At 57.4% G+C, this 22687-nt stretch carries 16 protein-coding genes; 9 read left to right on the forward strand and 7 right to left on the reverse strand.

What is annotated here, in order from left to right; translation table 11 throughout:
• Positions 1 to 126: 126 nt before the first annotated feature.
• Positions 127 to 3048 carry a M16 family metallopeptidase gene (locus tag AS89_RS0115705; RefSeq protein ID WP_010133682.1) on the reverse strand — a complete coding sequence of 974 codons (2922 nt, stop codon included), beginning with the start codon at positions 3046 to 3048 and terminating at the stop codon, positions 127 to 129.
• 212 nt (positions 3049 to 3260) lie between these two features.
• On the opposite strand from AS89_RS0115705, the gene AS89_RS0115710 reads away from it, so the two are divergent.
• Both AS89_RS0115710 and AS89_RS0115715 read left to right on the forward strand, forming a co-directional pair.
• The gene (locus AS89_RS0115710; RefSeq protein ID WP_010133683.1) at positions 3261 to 3755 is read left to right on the forward strand and encodes a DUF3574 domain-containing protein; all 495 of its coding nucleotides are present in this window, start codon (positions 3261 to 3263) and stop codon (positions 3753 to 3755) included.
• 240 nt (positions 3756 to 3995) lie between these two features.
• Positions 3996 to 4985, forward strand: a complete 990-nt coding sequence (locus AS89_RS0115715) for a transglutaminase domain-containing protein (RefSeq protein ID WP_010133684.1) — start codon at positions 3996 to 3998, stop codon at positions 4983 to 4985.
• On the opposite strand, the gene AS89_RS0115720 is transcribed toward AS89_RS0115715, so the two are convergent.
• Positions 4973 to 6820, reverse strand: coding sequence for an ABC transporter transmembrane domain-containing protein (locus tag AS89_RS0115720; protein ID WP_010133685.1), 1848 nt, complete (start codon positions 6818 to 6820; stop codon positions 4973 to 4975). The two genes, AS89_RS0115715 and AS89_RS0115720, sit on opposite strands and share 13 nt — an antisense overlap.
• Before the next feature lie 163 nt (positions 6821 to 6983).
• Between AS89_RS0115720 and AS89_RS0115725 the strand changes: the two genes are divergently transcribed.
• A complete protein-coding gene (locus AS89_RS0115725; protein WP_010133687.1) occupies positions 6984 to 7859 on the forward strand; it encodes a hypothetical protein in 876 nt (291 codons plus the stop codon).
• A 1-nt stretch (position 7860) separates the two neighbouring features.
• Here AS89_RS0115725 and AS89_RS0115730 read toward each other — a convergent pair whose 3' ends face one another.
• The 3 genes from AS89_RS0115730 to AS89_RS0115740 are packed head-to-tail and all read right to left on the reverse strand — an operon-like array spanning position 7861 to position 12297.
• On the reverse strand, positions 7861 to 9501 hold the full coding sequence (locus AS89_RS0115730) for an acetolactate synthase large subunit (protein WP_010133688.1): 1641 nt from the start codon (positions 9499 to 9501) through the stop codon (positions 7861 to 7863).
• Positions 9502 to 9559: 58 nt separating this feature from the next.
• Positions 9560 to 10609 (reverse strand): J domain-containing protein, encoded by a 1050-nt coding sequence (locus AS89_RS0115735; RefSeq protein WP_010133689.1) that lies wholly within the window; start codon positions 10607 to 10609, stop codon positions 9560 to 9562.
• On the reverse strand, positions 10609 to 12297 hold the full coding sequence (locus tag AS89_RS0115740) for a molecular chaperone HscC (protein ID WP_010133691.1): 1689 nt from the start codon (positions 12295 to 12297) through the stop codon (positions 10609 to 10611). Before AS89_RS0115740 ends, AS89_RS0115735 begins: the two co-directional genes overlap by 1 nt.
• Before the next feature lie 421 nt (positions 12298 to 12718).
• On the opposite strand from AS89_RS0115740, the gene AS89_RS0115745 reads away from it, so the two are divergent.
• The 3 genes from AS89_RS0115745 (at position 12719) to AS89_RS0115755 (ending at position 16410) form a co-directional block, all read left to right on the forward strand.
• A complete protein-coding gene (locus tag AS89_RS0115745) occupies positions 12719 to 13513 on the forward strand; it encodes an outer membrane protein OmpK (RefSeq protein WP_010133692.1) in 795 nt (264 codons plus the stop codon).
• 19 nt (positions 13514 to 13532) lie between these two features.
• On the forward strand, positions 13533 to 14876 hold the full coding sequence (locus tag AS89_RS0115750; RefSeq protein ID WP_010133693.1) for an NCS2 family permease: 1344 nt from the start codon (positions 13533 to 13535) through the stop codon (positions 14874 to 14876).
• 274 nt (positions 14877 to 15150) lie between these two features.
• A complete protein-coding gene (locus AS89_RS0115755; RefSeq protein WP_010133694.1) occupies positions 15151 to 16410 on the forward strand; it encodes an OmpP1/FadL family transporter in 1260 nt (419 codons plus the stop codon).
• On the opposite strand, the gene AS89_RS0115760 is transcribed toward AS89_RS0115755, so the two are convergent.
• Positions 16407 to 17354 carry a LysR family transcriptional regulator gene (locus AS89_RS0115760; protein WP_010133695.1) on the reverse strand — a complete coding sequence of 316 codons (948 nt, stop codon included), beginning with the start codon at positions 17352 to 17354 and terminating at the stop codon, positions 16407 to 16409. The genes AS89_RS0115755 and AS89_RS0115760 overlap by 4 nt on opposite strands.
• A 270-nt stretch (positions 17355 to 17624) precedes the next feature.
• Here AS89_RS0115760 and AS89_RS0115765 point away from each other — a divergent pair, with 270 nt between their 5' ends.
• The 3 genes from AS89_RS0115765 to AS89_RS0115775 all read left to right on the forward strand — a co-directional run bounded on the left by AS89_RS0115765 (position 17625) and on the right by AS89_RS0115775 (position 21061).
• A complete protein-coding gene (locus AS89_RS0115765) occupies positions 17625 to 18974 on the forward strand; it encodes an aspartate aminotransferase family protein (RefSeq protein WP_010133696.1) in 1350 nt (449 codons plus the stop codon).
• Between the two features lie 74 nt (positions 18975 to 19048).
• Positions 19049 to 20542: a CoA-acylating methylmalonate-semialdehyde dehydrogenase gene (locus AS89_RS0115770; protein WP_010133697.1), complete on the forward strand. Its 1494-nt coding sequence runs from the start codon at positions 19049 to 19051 to the stop codon at positions 20540 to 20542.
• A gap of 141 nt (positions 20543 to 20683) precedes the next feature.
• Positions 20684 to 21061, forward strand: a complete 378-nt coding sequence (locus AS89_RS0115775; RefSeq protein WP_010133699.1) for a RidA family protein — start codon at positions 20684 to 20686, stop codon at positions 21059 to 21061.
• Between the two features lie 111 nt (positions 21062 to 21172).
• On the opposite strand, the gene AS89_RS17910 is transcribed toward AS89_RS0115775, so the two are convergent.
• Positions 21173 to 22687 (reverse strand): transglycosylase SLT domain-containing protein (locus AS89_RS17910; RefSeq protein ID WP_010133701.1); only part of this gene is annotated, 1515 nt, incomplete at its 5' end.

Raw genomic sequence — 22687 nt, forward strand, 5'->3', positions numbered from 1 at the left:
GTCAGCGGCGCAGGGTTTTTCCGAACTGTGTTACCGCGCTGTGCCGCCGCATTACTCCATGAGGAAAATTTTTGCGTGGGGCAAGTATAGACGCGGGCTGGCGTTCTCCTTTTTACCGCGCGCTGATCAGTCTTGCGGTGGCGAGTGCAATTTGGCGAGTTCTTCCTTTTTCAGCAGCTTCACGTTGAACAGCTTGAGATCCTCCAGCCGCTGCAATTGCGTCGCCTCATCCCCCACCACTACCCAGATCATCGAGTCTGGCAGCATGTAGGTCTCGGCAATTTTCTGCACCTTGGGAATCGTCATCGCCTTGGCCACCGCTTCGCGCTCGCGCACAAAGTCTGCCGGCCAGCCGAACTCGCTCATACTCTCCAGCAGGCCGAGCTTGGCACCGGAGGTTTCAAACGCGCGCGCGTTACTGCGAATCAGGAAGGATTTCGAGGTCTGCAGATCCTCCTCGGAATAGGTAGGCCCGTACTCCTTCAGCACCTCGTTAATCAACTGTACTGATTCCGCAGTGACATTGGCGCGCACGCCACTGCCGATGGTGAACTGCCCTTCGTGCTTGTTCCCGGAAATACTGGAACTGATGCCATAGGTGTAGCCCTTACCCTCGCGCAGCAACTGGGTCAGGCGCGAGGCAAAGCCACCGCCACCGAGGATGTAATTGGTGAATACCGCCGGATAATAGTCTTCCGATACCACCGGCATCGCCATGCGCCCAATACGCAGCACCGACTGCTTGGAGCCGGGTACATCGATAAAGTAGATGCCGGGCTCCGCGGGTTCAGATTTCGGATTGGGTACTTCCACCGCTTTCGCCGGCCACTGCCTGGCCAGCTGTTCCGCAGTGGCCATAAAGTCCGCCTGCTGGATATCCCCCACCACATGGGCGCGGGCCACCGAGGGTGACAGGTAGCTGTTGTAGTAGGCTTTGAGGTCGTCCATGGTAATCGCAGTTACGGATTCCTCGGTGCCCAGGCCACTGTAGCCGCGGATGTTGTCTTTGCCGTGGAGCAGGCGGGCAAAGTTCTTGCCAGCGATCGCGTTGGGCTCGCCCTCCGCCTGTTTGATCTGGCTGATGACGCCCTTCTTCGCCAGCACCAGCTCCTTCTCATCCCAGCGCGGTTCCAGCAGCATTTCCTGCATCAACGCGAACACCTCGTTGAAGTTGCGCGCCAGGGTGGTCACATCAACGCGGAAAGTATCCTGCCCGGAATAAATACCGATACCGGCACCGAGTTTTTGGATGGCGGTTTCCAGCTCTTCCGGGGTACGATTTTTGGTACCGCGGCCCATCAGTATCGCGGTGAGGTTGGCCACACCGGTTTTATCGATACGCTCCTGCAACTGGCCACCGTCCATCACCAGGCTGAAACGCACCGTGGGCACTTCACTATTTTCGATGCCCAGAACTTCGATGCCATTACCCAGCTTGCCGCGCCAGACATCCGGCACCGCGGGCTCCGCCGGTTCGCCATATTCCGGCTCCTTGGAGCGGTCAAACGTCGACGGCGTTTTCTCGAATTCGGTGCTGCCGGAGGCATCAAACTGCGCCTCGGCACCGGCGACCAACTCCTCTTCCACCACTTGTGCAGCGACAGAGTTCGCCAGCGCCAGGTTCTTTTCACCGCGCGGCACAAAGCTCGTGGCAATATAGGGCTTACCCTTGATGTATTTCTCGTACACGCGGACCACATCTTCCGAAGTGACCGCCAGCAGGCGTGCAATGTCCTGGCTTACATAGCCCGGGTCATCGGCATAAATCTGGTACTGCGCCAGCTGGAAGGCCTTGCCCACCACACTGGATAGACTGTTGTAGAAGCCAACCTCCTGGCCCGCCTTGATCCGCTCCAGGTCTTCCTCGGATATGCCCTCTTTTTCAAACAGCGCAAAGCTCTTTTCAATGCCCGCGTAAATCGGGTCCAGCGCACCACCGGCAAACGCCTGTGTCTTGAGCTGCATCTGCCCGGCCAACTCCGATTCATAGGGGTACATGGAAACACCCGGAGTCAATTGCTCTTCTTCCACCAGCACCCGGTACAGGGGCGCACGCTTGCCAACAGAAAGGTAATTCGCGAGTACCGCCAGTGGATAACTGTCGGCGTCGTAGCGGGGCACGGTGGGCCAGGCCATGGTGAGCTGTGGCTGGCGGGCAAAATTGTCTTCGTAATACAGGCGCTTGGTTTCCTTCAGGGTCACCGGCTGCTTGGCTGCGCGCTCCACCGGCTCGCCCTTGGGAATCTCATCGAAATACTTATGCACCAGCTTGCGGGCCTGCTCCGGGTCAAAATCCCCGGATACCACCAGGGTCACATTGTTCGGCACATACCAGCGCCGGAAAAACGTCTTCACATCATCCAGCGTGGCATTGCCCACATCTTCCAGCGAACCAATTACCTGCCAGCTGTAGGGATGCCCTTCCGGGTAGAGGTTGCTGTCGATTACATACTGGGTGTGGCCGTAAGGGCGGTTATCCACACCCTGGCGCTTCTCGTTCTTCACCACCTGCTTTTCTTTCGCCAGCACCGGGTCGGTCACCGTATTGATAAACCAGCCCAGCTTGTCCGCCTCCGCCCACAACATTTTTTCCAGCGCGTCTTTCGGCACCGTCTGGTAGTAATTAGTGACATCCCGCGAAGTAGAACCGTTGGCACCGGAACCACCGATGCGCGCACTCATCGCATCCAGCCCGCCTTTGCCCAGGTTCTCGGACTCTAAAAACAGCAGGTGCTCGAACAAATGCGCAAAGCCGGTACGCCCCTCTACCTCGCGCGCCGACCCCACATGGGCGGTAAGCGATACCGCTACCACCGGATCGGAGCGGTCTATGTGGAAGACCACATTGAGGCCGTTATCCAGCTGGAATTGCTCGTATTCGATGGAGAAATCGGGTTTGGCGTCCCCCTGCGCCTGCTCATTCGGCGCAGCTTTACTTTGGGACTTAGGCGTGGGTTCGGTCTCGGAGCGGTCACAGCCAACGAGACCCAAGGTAGGTATTAAAATTGCTGTAGACAGCGCCAGGGTGGCAGTGAGGTGGCGGAGCATTGGGCGTTCCTGTGCATTGTTATGTAAAGGAAGATAGCAGGAGGAGAGGGGTCGACAACCCGAAACTCGCTGGCATCGCTACCGCATTGGCCACGCCCGGCGAATGCAGCAACAAATTGTCTGTTACGCTGTTAACTGCAATCAGCTCATTGCCCAGGCAGGGGTTCCATCAGCCGTCAGTTATCGCTACACAAGGTCAGACTTGTATCAGGATGAGTTTTTCCAACGTCACTAACTTTTTCGCAAGCCGCCACTGGCGCGTCAAGGTACGTTTACAAATTGAAAAGCATGATGTCGCCATTGCTTGCCGGATCAGCCTGCTTCTTTGTCTGTCGAACTTGGCCGGCTGCGCCACTACTACGGCGTTGAGCTGCAAACCGAGCGAACAATTGCAGATTCACGATCAACTTTTCTTCGGCACGGAAACACTCACTGGTGAGGTATCGGACGCTGAATGGCGCGACTTCCTTGTCGACGTGGTATCACCACGCTTCCCCGTCGGCTTTACGGTACTTTCAGGCAGGGGACAGTGGCGCAGCGGTAGCGGCGAGATTGTGCGCGAACGCAGCCATGTCCTGTTGCTGGTACATCGGCAAACAGCGGTGTTCGATTCCGCCGTGGAAGAGCTTGTGGATATCTACAAGCGACGTTTCCAACAGGAGTCGGTGCTGCGGGTGCGCAGCCCGGTGTGCGTTTCCCTACTTTAATTTTTACGCCACCTTCTCCATATTCCAGCACCCGTTGTTTCGAACTGCCAGAAACTGACACTAATCCTTTAAATCCAGTCACCTTCAGCCCCTTCGGCCGACCGCAGCTGCCGTTCGGCTCACCGACGCTTATCCGGCCGGACCTTCGTTTTACCCCCATTTTCAGCAATTTCATCGACGCCAGGCATCCAAATCAATATTTATGTGCATCAATACTCCAAATTTCAGGAGAATTGACTTATGCGATGGATAGCGATTTTGGCCAGTGCCGCCCTGGCTGCATGCACCAGCTCGACCACATTGCCGGAGAAGCCGGCCGCCGGAGCGGAACAACTCAGTGCGCGCGCTGCGCCACTTATCCACAGCGCAGAGGTGGGGCGCGCGTTGCCGCTGGCGAGTACAGCTCTACCGCCTTTGCCTTGGGAGCTGGAAAGGGAGCTAGAAGGGGAACTGGAAGGGCAGCAGCCCGCGCAGACGGATCTGCAACCTCTGGCACCGGAACTGCTCGCGGTATCCGCGGAGATGAAAGCGTTTGTGGATTCCATCGACCCATCCCTTTCACCCAACCAGCGTATGCGACGGATTCTGCGCACGCTGCGCCAGCAACGGTTTTATATGGATTACGACCTGGATACCACAGCCACCGCCGCCGAAGCGTTTTCACAGCGGCGCGGTAACTGTATCTCGTTTGCAGCGATGATTGTGGCGCTGGCGCGGGAAGTCGGCGTACCGGCGCACTTTAACCAGGTTCACGCGCCGAAGGAGCGACGTGCCACGCGCAGCGACAGTGGGCGGGTTCTGGTAGAGAACATTTTGCATATCAACGCAGAAATTTCTTACGGCTGGAGTACGCGCATCGTAGAAATGAATTTTGAGCCGCGCTCACACTATCGCCACGCAGAGCTCTCCGATGAGGAGGTGCAGGTACTCTACCTGAATAACCTGGCTCTGGGTGCGGCCCGGGACGGGGACTTCAGTACTGCGATCGGCATCGCGCGCGAGGCACTGACGCTATCACCGGAATCATCCGTGGTGTGGAACACCCTCGGTTATCTCTATCGCCGTCAGGGCAGCCTGGAACTTGCGGAACTCAGTTATACCCGTGCCATCGCCCTGGACGACACGAATATATCTGCCAAGAGAAACCTGCAGCGCGTGTACCAGCTGCAAAGTCGTCGCGAGTTGCTGCAGGCCGCAGAGTCGTCGCTGAATGCCAATCAGGACTCTTGAGAATGTGTCTCGCGAAACTGCAGCTCGGCAAGGCGCTTGTATAGGGGGGAGCTAACCACCAGTTGTTGATGGCTGCCCTGAGCTACCAGGCGGCCATTTTCCAGCACGGCGATATTATCCGCGTGCAGAATTGTGGCAAGGCGGTGGGCAATAATAATCGTGGTGCGATCTCTCATCAGAGTTTCCAGCGCACGCTGCACATGATGTTCACTCTCTGCATCCAGTGCACTGGTGGCTTCATCAAGCAACAGAATTTTGGGGTCTTTCAGAATGGCACGGGCAATGGCGAGGCGCTGCCGCTGCCCGCCGGAAAGCCGGGCACCCTGCTCACCCAAGTGGCTGTTGTAACCGTCTGGCAGCTGTTCAATAAATTCATGGGCATGGGCAGCCTTGGCTGCGGCAATAACTTCTGCATCACTGGCATCGGGCTTGCCGTAACGCAAGTTGTACCAGACATCTGCGCTAAACAGTGCGGGCTGCTGGGGTACCACCGCCATCTGGCTGCGCAACATGGCGGTATCGAGTTCACGAATATCGCTTCCGTTTAAGGTAATGCGCCCACTTTGCGGATCGTAAAAGCGCTGCAGCAAATCCATCATGGTGGATTTGCCCGCGCCGGACGGACCGACGAGAGCCAGGCTTTTGCCCGCGGGCACATCCAGGCTCAGCTCTTCCAATGCAGGTTTATCCGGCCGCGAGGGGTAGTGGAAGGTGACAGACTCGAAGGCGAGTTCGGCTTCACCTTTCTCGCTCTCTTTCTCGCTCCCGTGTGTCATATCCTGCGCAGCGGCCTGCGAGGCAACGATTTCACTCACGGGGATTTCCGCTTCAACATTCAGCAGGTCGATCAATCGTTCAGTGGCGCCGGTGGCGCGCTGCAGCTCGCTGTAGACCTCGGAAATGGTGGCGACCGCAGACCCCATCATCACCGCATAAAAAACAAAGGCAGCGAGGTCGCCGCTGGTGATACGCCCGGCAATCATGTCATTGCCGCCGACCCAGATCAGGCCGCTGACGGCACCGAACATCATCAAAATGACTACCGCGATCAGCAATGAGCGCTGGCGCACACGTCGCTTGGCAACGCCAAACGCGACTTCCACTTCACCGGAAAACGCCTGCATTTCATGGCGTTCGCGGGTGTAGCTCTGCACGGTTTTAATATGCTGGATAATTTCTCCAGCGTAGCTGCCCACATCGGCAATGGAGTCCTGGCTGGCCTTGGAAAGTTTACGTACCCGGCGCCCGTACAAAGTGATCGGCAACAGCACCAGCGGCACACCAACCAGCACCATCAGGCTCAGTTTTAAATTGGTAAACAAAAGCAGAATCAGCGCACCAACAAACATCAATGCACTGCGCAGTGCCATGGAAAACGAGGTACCGATAATCTGTTGCAGCAAGGTGGTATCGGTGGTGAGGCGCGACATAATCTCGCCACTGCGATTGGTTTCAAAATAACTCGGATGCAGAGTAACAATGTGATCGAACACCGCTTTACGCAGGTCCGCCACGACCCGTTCGCCCAGCCAGGAAACCAGATAGTGCCGGGTGTAGGTACCCAGGGCCATCAGCACCGCGAGCAGCATAATAATAAACACCGCCTGGGACAGTGCCTGGGAGGAGTCCCCGGTTAGGCCCTCGTCCACCAGCAATCGCACACCCTGGCCAAGGGACAGGGTGATACCCGCAGTAAACACCAGGGCAACCGCCGCGCATACCAGTACCAGCTTGTAGGGCCGCACGAATGGCCACAGCGCCCGGGCCATGGAGGTTGCCTTCATGCCCAGGGCCGTCGCTGGGTTGGCATCTGCGGGTTTGGGAGCGTCGGGCATAAATCAGGTGTTCCGGATAACAAGCGTTGGGGGGGGGCGTCGGCAGCGCGGATCATTTCGACCCACTGGACACCGCTTTTTTGCGGCAAGACCTATAATGCGCGGCCTTCTGTTAACAGACTGCCTAACAGATTTACCAGCTGAACATCATATTGGGGCCGCCATGCGTCTTTTCACCGCCATCACTTTGATTCTTTGCAGCGCTTGGGCCAATGCCGCCGGGGGCTTTTTTGCCAACCCCGAGCTACAGCGGCAGATGCCTGCGGCCTTTGCCCTGCAGCCAGAGGCGCAGGCGTTCCTGGCGCCCGCGTTCCAGCAAACCATTGCTCACGGAGACGCGCTGGTGGCGGCCATCCAACAGGACGCAGAACTGGCGCAAGCCATCGCCGACTGGCCGAGCCTCACCATAGAGCAGCAGATTCCCCACCTCAAGCGCGTGTTCGCCATCGAGACCCGGATCATGGGCATTGCCCCACCCACCCTGCTGATCGACAACCACAGCTACCCGGGCCGCATGGTGTATTTCGATTTTGACCCACAGAACCCGTCTACCGGCACCGTGTACCTCAACCCGGACAAGCTGGCGGAGCGTCCCAAGTATGACTCGCTGGCATTCCTGATCCACGAGACGCGCCACTCACTGCAGTTCCAACATGCATTTTCTAACAATACCGGCGAGGTGGATGCGCTGGCTGCCGGCTATGCGGAGGCGTTCAAGGCACAGAAGGCACTGACAGGGTTTTCCTTCAGTGACTTCCTGACGCTGGTGAATGAGTACGAGGCGTTTCAGTTTGGCAACTATGTGCTGGGCAAGCTGACCGACTGGCAGCTGGACACCCGGGACATGGGCACTTACGCCAGTCAATTCGATACCCACGGCAGATTGAAAATCGACCTTGTGCAGCTGGCGAATGAGGACACCGACACCAGCCTGCTGACACGCTACAACGCCCAGGCCCAAGCGCACTTTGATCTGCGCGAGCGTAACGTCGAAGCAGAAGCAGAAGCCGAAGCCAGTGACAAGGGACCGGCGGATTGATTCAGAGTTTGGCCGACAGCTCGCGAATCTCTCGGTTTAGAATGCGGTCATTATCGCTATAGTCCATGGGGATATCGATCAGGTGTATCCCCCCTTCCTGCATACAGCGTTCGATGGTGGGACGAACATCTTCCGTCCGTTCAATGCGGTGGCCGCTGGCTCCATAGGATTCTGCATAGGCAACAAAATCCGGGTTACCAAAATCCAGGCCAAAGTCATCGAAGTCCATCTGTGACTGCTTCCACTTGATCATGCCGTAGCCGTCGTCACGCAAAATCAAAATCACCAGGTCGAGCTTCAGGCGTACCGCCGTTTCCAGCTCCTGGGAATTCATCATAAAGCCACCGTCGCCACAAATGGCCACCACGCTGCGGTCTGGATGCACCAGTTTGGCAGCCATGGCGGAAGGCAGGCCTGCCCCCATGGTGGCGAGCGCGTTGTCCAGTAGCACGGTGTTGGGTTTGTGCGCTTGATAATTGCGCGCAAACCAGATTTTGTACATGCCGTTGTCCAGCGCGATGATGCCGTTATCCGGCACCGCTTCACGCACCTCTTTTACCAGACGCTGGGTTTTTACCGGGAAGCTCGCATCCTGCGCGCCGTCGACAATATGCTTGCGTAGGGCATCGCGAATACGGTGTGCGTCGGTGAAGCTCCAGTGGCTTTGCGGTGCGAGCTGTTCTTTTATTTGCCACAGGCTATTGGCGATATCCCCCACCACTTCAATCTGCGGGAAATACACCGGGTCGACCTGGGCGGAACTGAAGTTGATATGCACCACTTCCGGCCCGCCCGGGCGCATAAAGAATGGGGGTTTTTCCACAACGTCGTGACCAACGTTGATAATAAGATCAGCCTGGTCAATGGCGCGGTGTACAAAATCACCGTCGGACAAAGCGGTATTGCCGATAAAGTGCGAGCTTGCTTCGTCAATCACGCCCTTGCCCATCTGCGTGGTCACGGCGGGGATACCAAACTTTTCCACAAATTCGCGCAGCGTTTTTGCGGTGAGTTTACGATTGGCACCGGCGCCGATTAACAGCAGCGGCTTGCGCGCGGCGGCGATGGCCTCCACCGCCTGACACACCGCCTTGTTTTCGGCAATCGGGCGACGGGTATAGCTGGGCTCCAGCACCGGCATGGTGGAATGTTCGCGGGCGATATCCTCGGGCAATTCCAGATGCGTCGCACCGGGCCGTTCTTCCTCCGCCTGCCGAAATGCTTCGCGCACATGCGCCGGCACATTGTCGCCACTGACGATCACTTTGGTGAACTTGGTCAGCGGCTGCATCATGTCGACGATATCGATAATCTGGAAGCGCCCCTGCTTCGAGCTTTTGATCGGTTTCTGCCCAGTAATCATAACCATAGGCATGGCGCCGAGCTGTGCGTAGGCAGCTGCCGTCACCAGATTGGTGGCACCGGGGCCGAGAGTAGAGAGGCACACGCCGGCATTGCCGGTAAGCCGCCCATAAGTCGCCGCCATAAAACCAGCAGCCTGCTCATGGCGGCCAATCACCAGCCGTATCTTGGATCCGCGCAGGGATTCCAGCAGGTCCAGGTTTTCTTCTCCGGGGATGCCGAAGACAAACTCCACACCTTCTGCTTCCAAGGCGCGTACAAACAGGTCCGATGCTTTCATGAAGCTATTCCAACCGAAAAAATCTTCGGGGTAAATTTAGGAGCTGACATTTTTACTATCATTTTTCATTTTCTATATTCGACAAAACCAACCCAAATAAAATTGCCGCAAACAAAGCTAAGACAAAGATAAACTCTGAAAAACCATTCTTTACTATTGCTATTGATCCAAATATAAGTAAAGCCACCCACCCACAAGAAAAAACAAACTTCAGTGTGTCGACTTCAATGAATTCTCGATTGATTGCATCCGATCCCCCTCCTTTTCCGTTGCGCTTAAATTTACCACCTTTAACACCAAAACTTCCCGCTTCTCCAGATGAAAATACATTTTTCATACGATGCGGCATACGCAGGGCGTGCCACTCGCGCTCACTGATTTGATGATAATCACTGCAGGAAGCGTCGCTGAAGTTCAGGTAGCGATCGAGACAACTCATTGCCACAATTCCGATCGGTGCCTGCGCTGCGGATCTTGCCAGGTTGTAGTGAGCAATATTGCGCAGAAGCTCACCGGTTAATTGATAACGAAACTCAGCGTCGAGCAAGCGGTCGCAGCTCGACAGGAACTCCCAGTGCCTGGGATTGGCTGCATCTTCAGTCTCGAAGATACGCTCGAGTTCCCCCAGCAAACGATCCAACTCCACGCGCGAGCCAGCGTCAAGGTTTTCGCGGAACGTGTCGTTATCGGGATCGAACAGCTTTTCAATGGCAAAACCATCTTCCGGATTCTCGCCCCGGGTTAGCCTGAACCCATCCACCTCGACGATCATTTCATTCTCGGGCAGGTTCTTTATAGCCTCGTCAATATTTGCAAAAATTTCCTTTGTCATACCGGGAGGAAAAAATTCTTCCGGCACTTCCTCGTAGTCAGCGCCCTCTCTTTCGGAATTTTCATCTCCCTCAACTTCCAAACCTTCAGCATCAGAATCATCATACAAATATGGGTAGCGCAGCCGATGGAGGGCTTCTTCGTAAGCTGCATTGATATCCTGAAATTCCTTGGGGGACTCATCAGGTCTGAATTGTTTGATCAAGCGCGCATAAGCCTTGCGGATAGCGGAACGGTCGCTATCCGATGGCACATCCAAAACGTCCCAACACGTCATCAGTGCCACTCCTCCAGGTCAAACTGCTCCAGAGCCTGCTCGAACTCCTCCTGGGCTTTAGAAATTTCCATTGCATTCTGACGATTCAGCACTGCCTCAAAACCTGAAATCAATGCCGCTATAGCACTGCGCTCTTCGCCGAGCGCCGTCTCAAACAGGCGTTCGCCCCTGGCCATCAGTGCGCGATTGCGTTCAGACTCACGTGGATGGAACTTGAGCTTCTGCAACCTTTCCAGTGATTTATTGAACTCATCATCGGAGAGACTGGCAGGAGAGTTCTTGATCACTTTATTGTAAGTGCGGCCGGTACTGACAACCGTCACATCCACGTCGAGGATGCCATTCATGTCATAACTAAAGCGCACGTCAATCGCTTCCTGGTGTGCTTTATTACGTGGCACACTGGATCTCAGGCTACCCAGGTACACATTTTTAGACGGCTTGCGGTGCTCCCCCTGAAACACACGGGTGACAATTTCTGTCTGGTTATCCTGCACCGTGTAATAGCGACTGACCCGGCTCACCGGCACCGTGGTGTTGCGCTCGATAATCGGCGAAAACACTTCGACAAACTGCCCGTTGACTTCGTCTACCGCGTCGACGCCCAAGGTAAACGGGCAAACATCTGTCAGTACCAGGTCATCCAGTGCCGCACTCTTTTGCACCAACCCGGCCTGCACCGCGCCGCCCTTCACGATGGCGAAATCCGGATCGATAGTGCAGGCGGGGAGCTTCTTGAATATCCTGCCTACCGCAGAACGCACAACAGATAGCCTTGTAGCGCCGCCCACCAGCACGACTTCGTCGATTTCAGTTAGCGATAGGCCTGCGTCGCGCACTGCACTTTCGACGGGCTTCTGGATGCGGATAAGTAACGGGGTGGCCGTGCGATTGAACCATTCGGTATCAATCTTTGACGAGTAACTGGTGCCTGCAACGGTATAGGACACCAATTGTTCCGGTCCGGAAATTCGGCGCTTGGCCGTTTCCATCTTCATACTCAACTGGTGAGTTTCTTCCGGCGTCATGTCTGCACGTTTCAGCCCGTGGGCTTTCAATGCTGCATCCACCATGGCCTCGACAAAATCCTCGCCGCCAAGATAGTTGTCACCCGCGGAAGCGTGGACCTGCATTACACCTTCAAAAAACTCCAGCACGGTCACATCCAGAGTGCCGCCACCCAAATCGACAATGACGAAGATTCCCTCTTTTTTCTCGTGCAGCCCGTAAGCCATTGCCGCCGCGGTAGGTTCATTGATCAGGCGTCCTACGCGCAGGCCGGCCAGCTCACCGGCTTTTTTCGTGGCATAGCGCTGATTGTCATTGAAGTAGGCCGGTACGCTAATCACCGCCTCGTCAATAGTGGAGTTGAGGAATGCTTCCGCATCCTCTTTCAGCGACTTAATCACCAGTGAGGACAGCTCTACCGCGGTAAAGCTGGTTTTATGGATAGCGACTTTATGACTGGTGCCCATCAAGCGCTTGAACACGGCGACGGTCATATTGGGGTGGGTGATCAGGCGTTCTTTGGCCCCCTGGCCAACCAGAATCTCTCCCTTGTCATCAATTCCTACAACAGAGGGGGTAAGGAATTCCCCGAGCTTGTTTGGAATGAAGACGACGTCGTTATCACGCCACACAGCACACGCGCTATTGGTAGTACCCAGATCGATGGCAAGAATTGTCATAGTGCCCCTCAGATTTTTATTGTTTGCGCGGGGCCTCTGGCACCTCAGGCTTCCCGTACTCTGAACACTTAAAAGTAGCCCGAATTTGCAGGGGCCAAGGAGAATTCTTCATCTTTGGCATACATCTCTACGAGCTTTGGTAAAGCTACCGCTATCGGTCACCCAGATCTACCAAACCCACCAAGTTAAATCCAACTTAAGCACCTTAAGTAGAAGGATTTGGCCCCAAGGCGACCGAAAGTAAAAAATACGACTCAACAAAGCCCAATCCATTTGCCGCCAGCAAAAATTTTGGAAATAGCCTCGCAAATCCTGTAAATTGCGCGCCTATTTTTTAGCCAGAGAGTGACTTTCTAGTCGCCTGCCGCGTCTAGTCGCTCATTTAGTCGGGAAGGATTCCGCCAGCTCACTAGAGGTAACCATGAAGCTGACCCAGTCCCTGCCCGCCCTATCCCTCTCCCTGCTGACCGGCCTGTTCGCCGCTGGCACCCAGGCCAAAGCCCTGTGGAGCGACAACAGCCTGACTGCATTGCATGGTAAGAACTACGAAGTGAACTACGGCCTGTCTACCGACGACAGCACCCGTAACGTCCTGACCTTCGAACACGTGAGCGGCCACACCTGGGGCGACCTGTTCATGTTTGGCGACTACCTCAAGTCCACCGACGGCTCTGCCGAACTGTACGGCGAAATCTCCCCGCGCCTGAGCCTGGGCAAGCTGGGCAACGACGTGGCATTTGGCCCGGTAAAAGACGTGCTGCTGGCTGGCCAACTGGAGCTGGGCAATACCGATGACCCGGACAACCTGCTGGTAACCGGTGAGCGCTTCGTCAACAAGCTGGCGGGTGTGGGTTTTGACCTGGACGCACCGGGCTTTGCCTACCTGCAGGCCAACCTTTACCACCGCAACAACGAAAAGCGTGCGGACAACGAACAGCTGACCCTGGCGTGGGGCCTGCCGTTCACCGTCGGTAGCGAGTCTTTCCTGTACGACGGTTTTATCGACTGGGCCAGCGCTTCCCGCGATGTACACGCGAGCATGAACTTCACCTCCCAGCTGAAGTGGGACATTGGCGCGCGCAGCGGCAACCCGAAGAAGCTGTATGCCGGTGTTGAGTACGTGCACTGGAACGATAAGTTCGGCATCAAGGACGGTACCTTCGGTATCGATTCCAACGAGCGCAACATCAACCTGCTGCTGAAGTACCACTTCTAATAAATAGGTGCGTAATACCATGAGCCAGTCGAAATCTACTGCGGCCGCCAACGGCGCGGCACCGCAAGCGAATATCCTCGAGCGCCTGTTCAAACTATCCGAGCGCCAGACCACCGTACGCCAGGAAGTGATTGCCGGTCTCACCACCTTCCTGACCATGGCCTACATCATTTTTGTTAACCCGAACATTATGTCTGCTGCCGGTATGGATCAGGGCGCGGTGTTTACCGCGACCTGTCTCGCCGCGGCGGTGGGTTGCTTGATCATGGGCCTGTACGCCAACTACCCATTTGCACTGGCACCGGGCATGGGCCTTAACGCCTTCTTCAGCTACGTGGTTGTGGGTGAGATGGGCTACAGCTGGCAGGTAGCGCTGGGTGCGGTGTTTATCTCGGGTGTGGTGTTCCTGCTGCTCAGCATCTTCAAGGTGCGCCAGTGGGTGATCGACAGTATTCCCATGTCCCTGCGCCAGGCCCTGGCAGCCGGTGTTGGCCTGTTCCTCGCGATCATTGCGCTGAAGAGCGCGGGTATCGTGACCGCGAGCCCCGCCACCCTGGTGACTCTGGGTGATGTTACTTCCGCAGAAGCGGTGCTGGCGGCACTGAGCTTTGTGCTGATTGCGGCGCTGGCGTACCGCCGCATGCTGGGCGCGGTGATGATCGGTATTCTGATCGTAACCGGCATTGCGCTGGCCCTGGGCAAGGTGCAGTACGGCGGCCTGGTTTCCGCACCGCCGAGTATGGCGCCGACCTTTATGCAGCTGGACATTGCCGGTGCGTTTAACGTGGGCATGATCAGCGTGATCTTTGCGTTCCTGTTTGTGGACCTGTTCGACACCGCCGGCACCCTGCTGAGCACCGCCGACCGCGCCAAGCTGCTGGACAAGAACGGCCAGCTGCCGGGCATGGGCAAGGCGCTGATGGCAGACAGCTCCGCGTCTGCGGTGGGCTCCTTGATGGGTTCATCCACCACCACCACTTACGTGGAAAGCACCGCGGGTGTTGCCGCTGGCGGCCGTACCGGCCTGACCGCGGTGGTGTGTGCGGGCCTGTTCCTGCTGGCGCTGTTCTTCTCACCGCTGGTGGGTATGGTGCCAGCCTACGCGACTGCCGGTGCACTGATGTACGTTGCGGTACTGATGACCTCAGGCCTGTCCACCATCGACTGGGATGACATTACCGAAGCGGCACCTGCGGTAATCGCCGCAGTGATGATGCCGCTGTCGTTCTCCATCGCCAACGGTATTGCGCTGGGCTTTATCGCTTTCGCGGCGATCAAGACCCTGAGTGGCCGCTCCAAAGATGTGAGCATTGCGGTGTACGCACTGGCGGCACTGTTTGTGGCAAAGTTCATCTTCTTCTGATGCGCTTGTTCAGCGTGTGCCTTGGAAAAGGCACACGCTGATCTTCCAAGTTTTTTCCTCCTAGCACTTCCCTCTACACTTCCTCCCCAACTTTTTCTCCCACCTCTTTCTCCCCCATATTTCTTTTCTCTCTTGCAGCCACGCGGGCAGATCCGCAACGGCGGCATAAGCATAGAAACTTTGTGTATTTCCTTACCCGGGTGGTTGGCGCATAAACTCACGCCCGTCCAAGAAACCACCCGGCACAATGTCGCCCAACACAAGACCAAGGAATATGCAGTTTCCACGCTCCCTCTCTGTCTCCCTGCTCACCACCACCCTCGTTACTAGCAGTCCAGCCTGGGCAACTAATGGCTATTTCACCGAGGGCGTCGGCCCCAAAGCTCAGGCCATGGCGGGCGTTGGCGTGGCACTGCCGCAGGATGCACTCGCGGCGGCAAACAACCCGGCCGGCACCGCACTGGTTGGCGATCGCGTGGATGTGGGCCTGAGCTTTTTTAGCCCGGACCGAAGCGCGCGTATCCGCGGTAACCAGGCCGGTGCAGATGGTGATTATGACGGTAACCGCAAGCGGGCCTTCGCGATCCCGGAGTTTGGCTACACCAGCGCCCTGTCTGATCGCTGGAGCTACGGTGTCGCGATTTACGGCAACGGCGGCATGAACACCGGTTATCGCAATAATCCGTTCGCCGCGTTTGGTTCCAGTGGCGAGGCCGGCGTGGATCTGAGCCAACTGTTCATCACCCCGTCACTGGCGTTCCGCGCGACCCCGGCGCACGCATTTGGCATCGCCGCCACCTATGCAGTGCAACGCTTTGAAGCCAAGGGCCTGCAGGCCTTCGACAACTCGTTCTTTACCGCGCATCCCGGCAATGTGACCAACCGCGGATACGATACGGCGAGTGGCTGGGGCGTGAAGCTGGGCTGGACCGGTCAGCTGCTTGAAAATCTGCAGGCCGGCGCAACCTGGTCCTCGACCATCAAGACCAGCAGATTTGAGCGCTATAAGGGGCTGTTCGCCGATGGCGGCGGCTTCGATATTCCGGAAAACTACGCCGTGGGCCTGAGCTGGACGGCCACGCAAAAGCTGACGCTCGCCGCCGACTGGCAGCGCATTCTGTACAGCGAGACGGCTTCCGTGGGCAACTCGCTGAGCGCTCTGCTGCAGGGGGTACCTTTGGGTGCTGAAAATGGCCCGGGATTTGGCTGGCAGGATGTCACCACCACCAAACTGGGCGCCGCCTACCGCGCCACGGATAACCTGACCCTGCGCGCCGGTGTAAGCCGTGCGGACCAGCCGATCCCCGCCGGTGAGGCCCTGTTCAACATCCTCGCGCCTGGCGTGATCGAGGAACACGCGAGCATCGGCGCGGACCTGCGTACCGCCGCTGGTGAATTCAGCCTGTCTTACACCCACGCGTTCTCCGAGACGGTGGTGGGTGAAAACTCCATCCCTGACGCCTTCGGTGGTGGCGAGGCCGAACTCACCATGGACCAGAACATCGTGCGCGCGGGCTGGTCGAAAAACTTCTAGTCTTTTCCGCCGGTCGCGCGCTCACGGTGCGCAGCCGCCAAGCTCTCCCAAAGCGTTTGCACGATGCGCGACGCTTTGGGAGAGCGTCGCTGAATCGCCATAAAGTCGCACTCGTAGTGATAGCGCTGCGGGCAGATGGCCCGGATCTCCCCTTTCTTCAAAAACGTCTCCGCATAGTGGTCCGGCAGGTAACCGATATAACGCCCAGACTGCAGGCAGTGCACGATCGCTTCCTGGTCGTTGACCGTAATGTCCCGCTGCAGCCCCAGGCGGTTACCGACCTCCATGTTCGGTGAGTGATAACCGAGACCAGCGTATTTGCTCGCCCGGATAGCATCGTCATCGATGGCGATATCCGCGGTACCGAACAGCGGGTGGCGGTAGCCACAGTAGAGATACATCTGCTCAAAGAACAGGTGCTGATAGTCGAGGCTGGGGGACTCGCGGTGGGCCGGGATTACCCCCAGTTGGAAACGGCCCTCCATCACCCCGCGCTCAATTTCATTGATCGGCTCGATATGAATATCCAGGCTGACCTCCGGCGCCAGGTCGTCAAACTGGCGCAGGGCGGCGTCGATATTTGCGGCAGGATTGGTGACCATCTTGTCGAACAGGGCAAGCGAGATATGCCCGGTCATGCGCTTGTGCACATCCGCCACCTCGCCGCGGAAGGCATCCAGGGAGCCAAGCAGGCGCAGGGTAGCCTGGTAGATCTGGCGCCCCTCGCTGGTAAGGGCAAAGCCGCTGCGCCCGCGCTGGCACAGGGTCACGCCGAGGCGCACTTCCAGGTCCTTGATATGTCGGCTGATGGTCGAACGCCCCACATTGAGCTCCAGCTCCGCCGCCGAAAAACCTCCCGCCTCCGCCACCGCACGGAACACCCGCAACAGGCGCAGGTCGATATCACTCAGCTGCCCCAGCAGCGCTGTCTGTTTGCGCCCCACAATACCTTCCCTCTTGTCCTGGCCTTTTTGGCCTGCCCTTTTTGGCCTGCCCGTCTTACCCAGCCCATTCCGGTGCAACGTTCCACACGCTTAGTTACACACTCTTAGCTGCACACCCTTAGTTGCATATATGTGAAACTGAACATCGATAAATAACAATTTATGCAACATTAAAGCTCTTCTACATTGGCCGCAACCAAATCACCAAGCTGCTATCGATAAGAAGCACGAGACAAGAAACAAGAACCCGGAACAAAGGGGAGCAGAGCAATGGACATGAGCGTGAACGACAAGTTTGCCGGCCTGAGCCAGGAACAGCTGGATGCCCACTGGATGGCCTACACCGGCAACCGCCAGTTCAAGCAGGACCCGCGCATCATCAAAGGCGCCGAAGGCTGCTACTACACCAGTGCCGATGGCCGCCGCATCTTCGACGGCCTCTCCGGCCTGTGGACCTGCGGTGCCGGCCACAACCGCGTGGAAATTGCCGACGCGGTGAGTGAGCAGCTGCGCACCCTGGACTACGCGCCGGCGTTCCAGTTTGGCCACCCCAAGGCCTTCCAGCTGGCAGAGCGCATCACCCAGTTTATGCCGGAAGGCCTGAACCGCGTGTTCTTCACCGGCTCCGGTTCCGAGTCTGCGGAAACCTCCTTGAAGGTCGCCCGTGCCTACTGGCGCAAAAAGGGCATGCCATCGAAAACCAAGCTGATCGGCCGCGCCAAGGGTTACCACGGGGTGAACTTTGGCGGCATCAGCGTCGGCGGTATCGGCGCCAACCGCGCGCTGTACGGCACCGCCGTAGATGCCGACCACCTGCCGCACACCGTGCTGCCACAGAACAAGTTCTGCAAGGGTATGCCCGAGGAAGGTGCCCATCTGGCAGACGACCTGCTGGAAATGATTGCGCTGCACGATGCCTCCAACATCGCCGCGGTCATCGTCGAGCCCATGGCCGGCTCCGCCGGGGTACTGCCGCCCCCCGTGGGCTACCTGCAGCGCCTGCGCGAGATTTGCGACCAGCACAACATCCTGCTGATTTTCGATGAGGTGATCACCGCCTTCGGCCGTATGGGTGCCGCTACCGGCGCCGAGGCCTTCGGTGTTACCCCGGACATCCTCAACACCGCCAAGCAGCTGACCAATGGCGCCGTCCCCATGGGCGCGGTCATCGCCAAGCAGGAAATTTACGATACCTTTATGGACCAGGGCGGCCCCGAGTACCTGCTGGAACTGCCCCACGGTTACACCTATTCCGCCCACCCGGTGTCCTGCGCGGCAGCGCTGGCGTCGCTGGATGTTCTGGAGAAGGAAAATCTCTTCTCCCGCGCCGCCGAACTGGCAGTGGTACTGGAAGACCGCGTGCATCAATTAAAAGGCACACCGCTGGTGACCGACATCCGCAACTGCGGTGTTGCCGCGGGTCTCACCATCGAGGCCGCACCGGGTGAACCGCTGCTGCGTCCCTACCAGATCGCGATGAAGATGTGGGAAAAGGGTTTTTACGTGCGCTACGGTGGCGACACCATCCAGTTGGGCCTGCCATTTGTGGCCGAGGCGGAAGAAGTCGACACCCTGGTCAGCGCTCTGGGCGATGCTATCACCAGCGTCGCTGCCGGCTGAGACCGGCTAATAAAGCACACCAACCAGACGTATCAAGAACACGAAAAATTTAGAGAGTTAACCGAGGAAACAACATGAGCATTGTTGGCCATTTTATCAACGGCAAAACCGTCGACGCCGCCGAGCGCACCCAGGACGTATTCAACCCGGCAACCGGTGAGGTTTCCAAGCAGGTAGCGATCGCCGCAAAAGACACCGTGGAAGAAGCGGTAGCGGCGGCGTCCGAAGCGTACAAGACCTGGCGCAACACCCAGCCGATCAAACGTGCGCGCATCATGTTCAAGTTCAAGCAGCTGCTGGAAGACAACGCAGAAAAAATCTGCGCACTGATCGGCGAAGAACACGGCAAGATTTCCCACGACGCCATGGGCGAACTGACCCGCGGTATCGAAAACGTGGAATTTGCCTGCACTGCGCCGCAGATGCTCAAAGGCGAACACAGCCGCAACGTTGGCCCGGACATCGACTCCTGGAGTGAAATGCAGCCTTTGGGCGTGGTTGCCGGTATTACCCCGTTCAACTTCCCCGCTATGGTACCGCTGTGGATGTTCCCGCTGGCCATCGTGTGCGGCAACACCTTCGTACTGAAGCCTTCCGAACGCGACCCGTCATGCGCCCTGCTGCTGGCCCAACTGCTGCAAGAAGCCGGCCTGCCGGATGGCGTATTCAATGTGGTGAATGGCGATAAGGTTGCGGTGGATACCCTGCTGACCGACCCGCGTGTGGAAGCGGTGAGCTTCGTTGGTTCCACCCCGATCGCCGAATACGTTTACGCTACCGCTAGCGCCAACGGCAAACGCTGTCAGGCACTGGGCGGTGCCAAGAACCACGCCATCATCATGCCGGATGCGGACATGGATAATGCCGTCGCCGCACTGACCGGTGCCGCCTTCGGTTCCTCCGGTGAGCGCTGCATGGCACTGTCGGTGGCCGTGTGTGTAGGTGATGAAGCCGCGGACACCTTTATCGACAAGATGTCCCACGCCATGAAAGACCTGAAGGTGGGTGCCTACACCGACAGCAGCAACGACTTTGGCCCGGTCATCACCGAAGCACACAAAAACAAGGTGGACGGCTATATCGCCAGCGCCGCCGAGCAGGGTGCGACCATTGTGGTCGATGGCCGCGATCCGAAAGTGGCCGGTTATGAAAATGGCTTCTTTGTCGGCGGCACCCTGATCGACAAGGTGAAGCAGGGCATGACCTGCTACGAAGAGGAAATCTTTGGCCCGGTACTGCTGGTGGTGCGCGCCGAATCCATGGAGCAGGCCATGCAGCTGATCAACGATCACGAGTACGGCAACGGTACCTGTATCTTCACCCGCGACGGCGAAGCAGCGCGCTACTTCAGTGACAATATCCTGGTGGGCATGGTCGGCATCAACGTACCGCTGCCGGTACCGGTGGCCTACCACAGCTTCGGCGGCTGGAAGCGCTCCCTGTTCGGCGACCTGGGCGCCTACGGCCCGGACGGTGTGCGCTTCTATACCAAGCGCAAAACCATCACCCAGCGCTGGCCATCCAGCGGTGTGCGCGAAGGAGCGCAGTTCTCTTTCCCGAGTAACTGATCTCCTCCACTCGCTATCTACGCAAAACGCCCGCAGAGAAATCTGCGGGCGTTTTTCGTCTCCATACTTTTTGTGTCATCATCCGCGCCTCACAGCTTTCCTGCGAGTAAGGGAAGCACAATCACTACGGGAGTGCACGCAATGAGCAGAAAGCTGATTTCCAGCGGATCGGAATTTGAAACCAAGATCGGATATTCCCGCGCGGTTGTGGATGGCGATTATGTTTTCGTCTCCGGCACCACTGGCTACAACTACGCCACCAACAGCATCAGTGATGCTGCCGCGGAGCAGGCGGACCAATGTTTTGCGAATATTGAGCAGGCACTGAAAGAAGCGGGCAGCAGCATCGCGCAGATCGTGCGGGTGACCTACATCCTGCCCAATCGCGATGACTTCAAACCCTGCTGGCCGGTATTTGCAAAGTGGCTGGGGGAAGTGCGCCCGGCAGCCACCATGTTTGAAGCGCGCCTTTTGGACGACGCGATGAAAATTGAGATTCAGGTGACCGCGCGCGTTTGACGCATACGTTGGGCTATCTCCGTTGCCCAGTCTGGGAGGCTCAGTTAATCCTGACCTTCCCAGGCTCCTGAGCGACGCCAATCAAAGTTGCTCTGCCGCTTTCTCTCCTGACTAAGGTTCAGGCTGTTCTTCCAAACTTTCTCTCAAATGTTCTCCCAGGCTCTCTCCCAGCCGCTCTTTTTTCGCCACCGACAGGTAGCCAAAATAGCGGTCGCGGATTTCCCGCACATAGTTCACCGGCTCCCGCCCACGCACATAACCAAAGCGCGCTTTTTTGTAATACTGCGGCTTGGACAGCAGCAACATGGCCTCTTCCACATTGCCGAACCAGCGATTCGGGTCCTTACCGAGCCTTTTCGCCAGTACCCGCGCATCACGAACATGGCCATGCCCCGCGTTGTAGGCGGCGAGGGAGAAATAAATCTTCTGGTCAAACGGCAGTGACTGCGGGAAGCGCTCCTCCAGCCATCCCAGATACAAGATACCCGCACGAATACTGTTTTCCGGATGATACAGATCGGAGATACCGAGTTGTTTGCCGGTACGCGGCATTACCTGCATCAAGCCGCGAGCGCCGGCAAAGGAACGCGCCTTGGGATTGAAACGACTCTCCTGGTACATCTGCGACACCACCATGCGCCAGTCCAGATCTGCCGGCACAGCATATTTGCGCACTAGCGGATCATAGGGTGATAGTTCGGCGGTATCCCGCAGGCGCTCTCCCTGCTTGTCCCTGATATGTTTTTCTTCCCTGAAATATTTGTTGTAGGTCACATTGAAAAACAGGCCGCGGTAGTACTTGTTCAAGAATTCATCCAGCTTGCCCAATAACTCCGGTTGGTCTTCGCGCACCGCCCAGGCAATATCCTGCTCTTCGGATACGTTGCCCATTACTACAAAGTCATCACGATAGGTTTGCTCGATTTGCACCAAGTGCGAGTCTGCCACGGTGTAGTCATAGTGCCCCTCAGCAACCGCATCGATCAGCTGCTCGGTGGTGGCGCCCTGTATTGGAAGAATCGTGAAGGGCGCATTGTCGTCGCCCCTGACATCAGACTGCATTGCGGCCAGCGCTTCGAGGGTAGTGTGGTAGCTGCTCAATGGGTTCACCGCTACGGACTTTCCTGACAGGCCATCGGCTACCGGCATTGCCATTGCCGGCCCACTATCCGCAGCGGCAATCAATTGCTCGGAGACCTGCATGTACGGCCGGGTAAATACCAGACCCATCTGTTTACGTGCATCGGTGACCGTCATGGATGCAGCAACCACATCACCCATACCCTCCGCCAACGCTGCCGCGAGATCCACATCGTGGCCGGGCACCACCATACTCAGGCGCAGGCCGTGGTCTTTGGCAAAGCGCTTTAATAAATCGTAATCAAAGCCCATTAATTCGCCGCGCCACATAAAGTAGGAGGCGGGGTGATTGCGGGTCAGCACGCGCAGGGTTTTACTCTCCTTGATCTGTTCCCAGTCGCGCCGCGCACTGTTGCGCTGCTGGGCAGCAACCAAGTGTTCCGCGGTAAGGAATTCATTTAACGCCCGCGCCAACACCGCTGCATCCTTGCGCACTGCCCATGCAATGGCGCGGCGGCGATCGGTCAGGCTTTCCGCCTGCAGTGT

This window comes from Microbulbifer agarilyticus S89, assembly GCF_000220505.1.
Lineage (GTDB): Bacteria > Pseudomonadota > Gammaproteobacteria > Pseudomonadales > Cellvibrionaceae > Microbulbifer > Microbulbifer agarilyticus_B.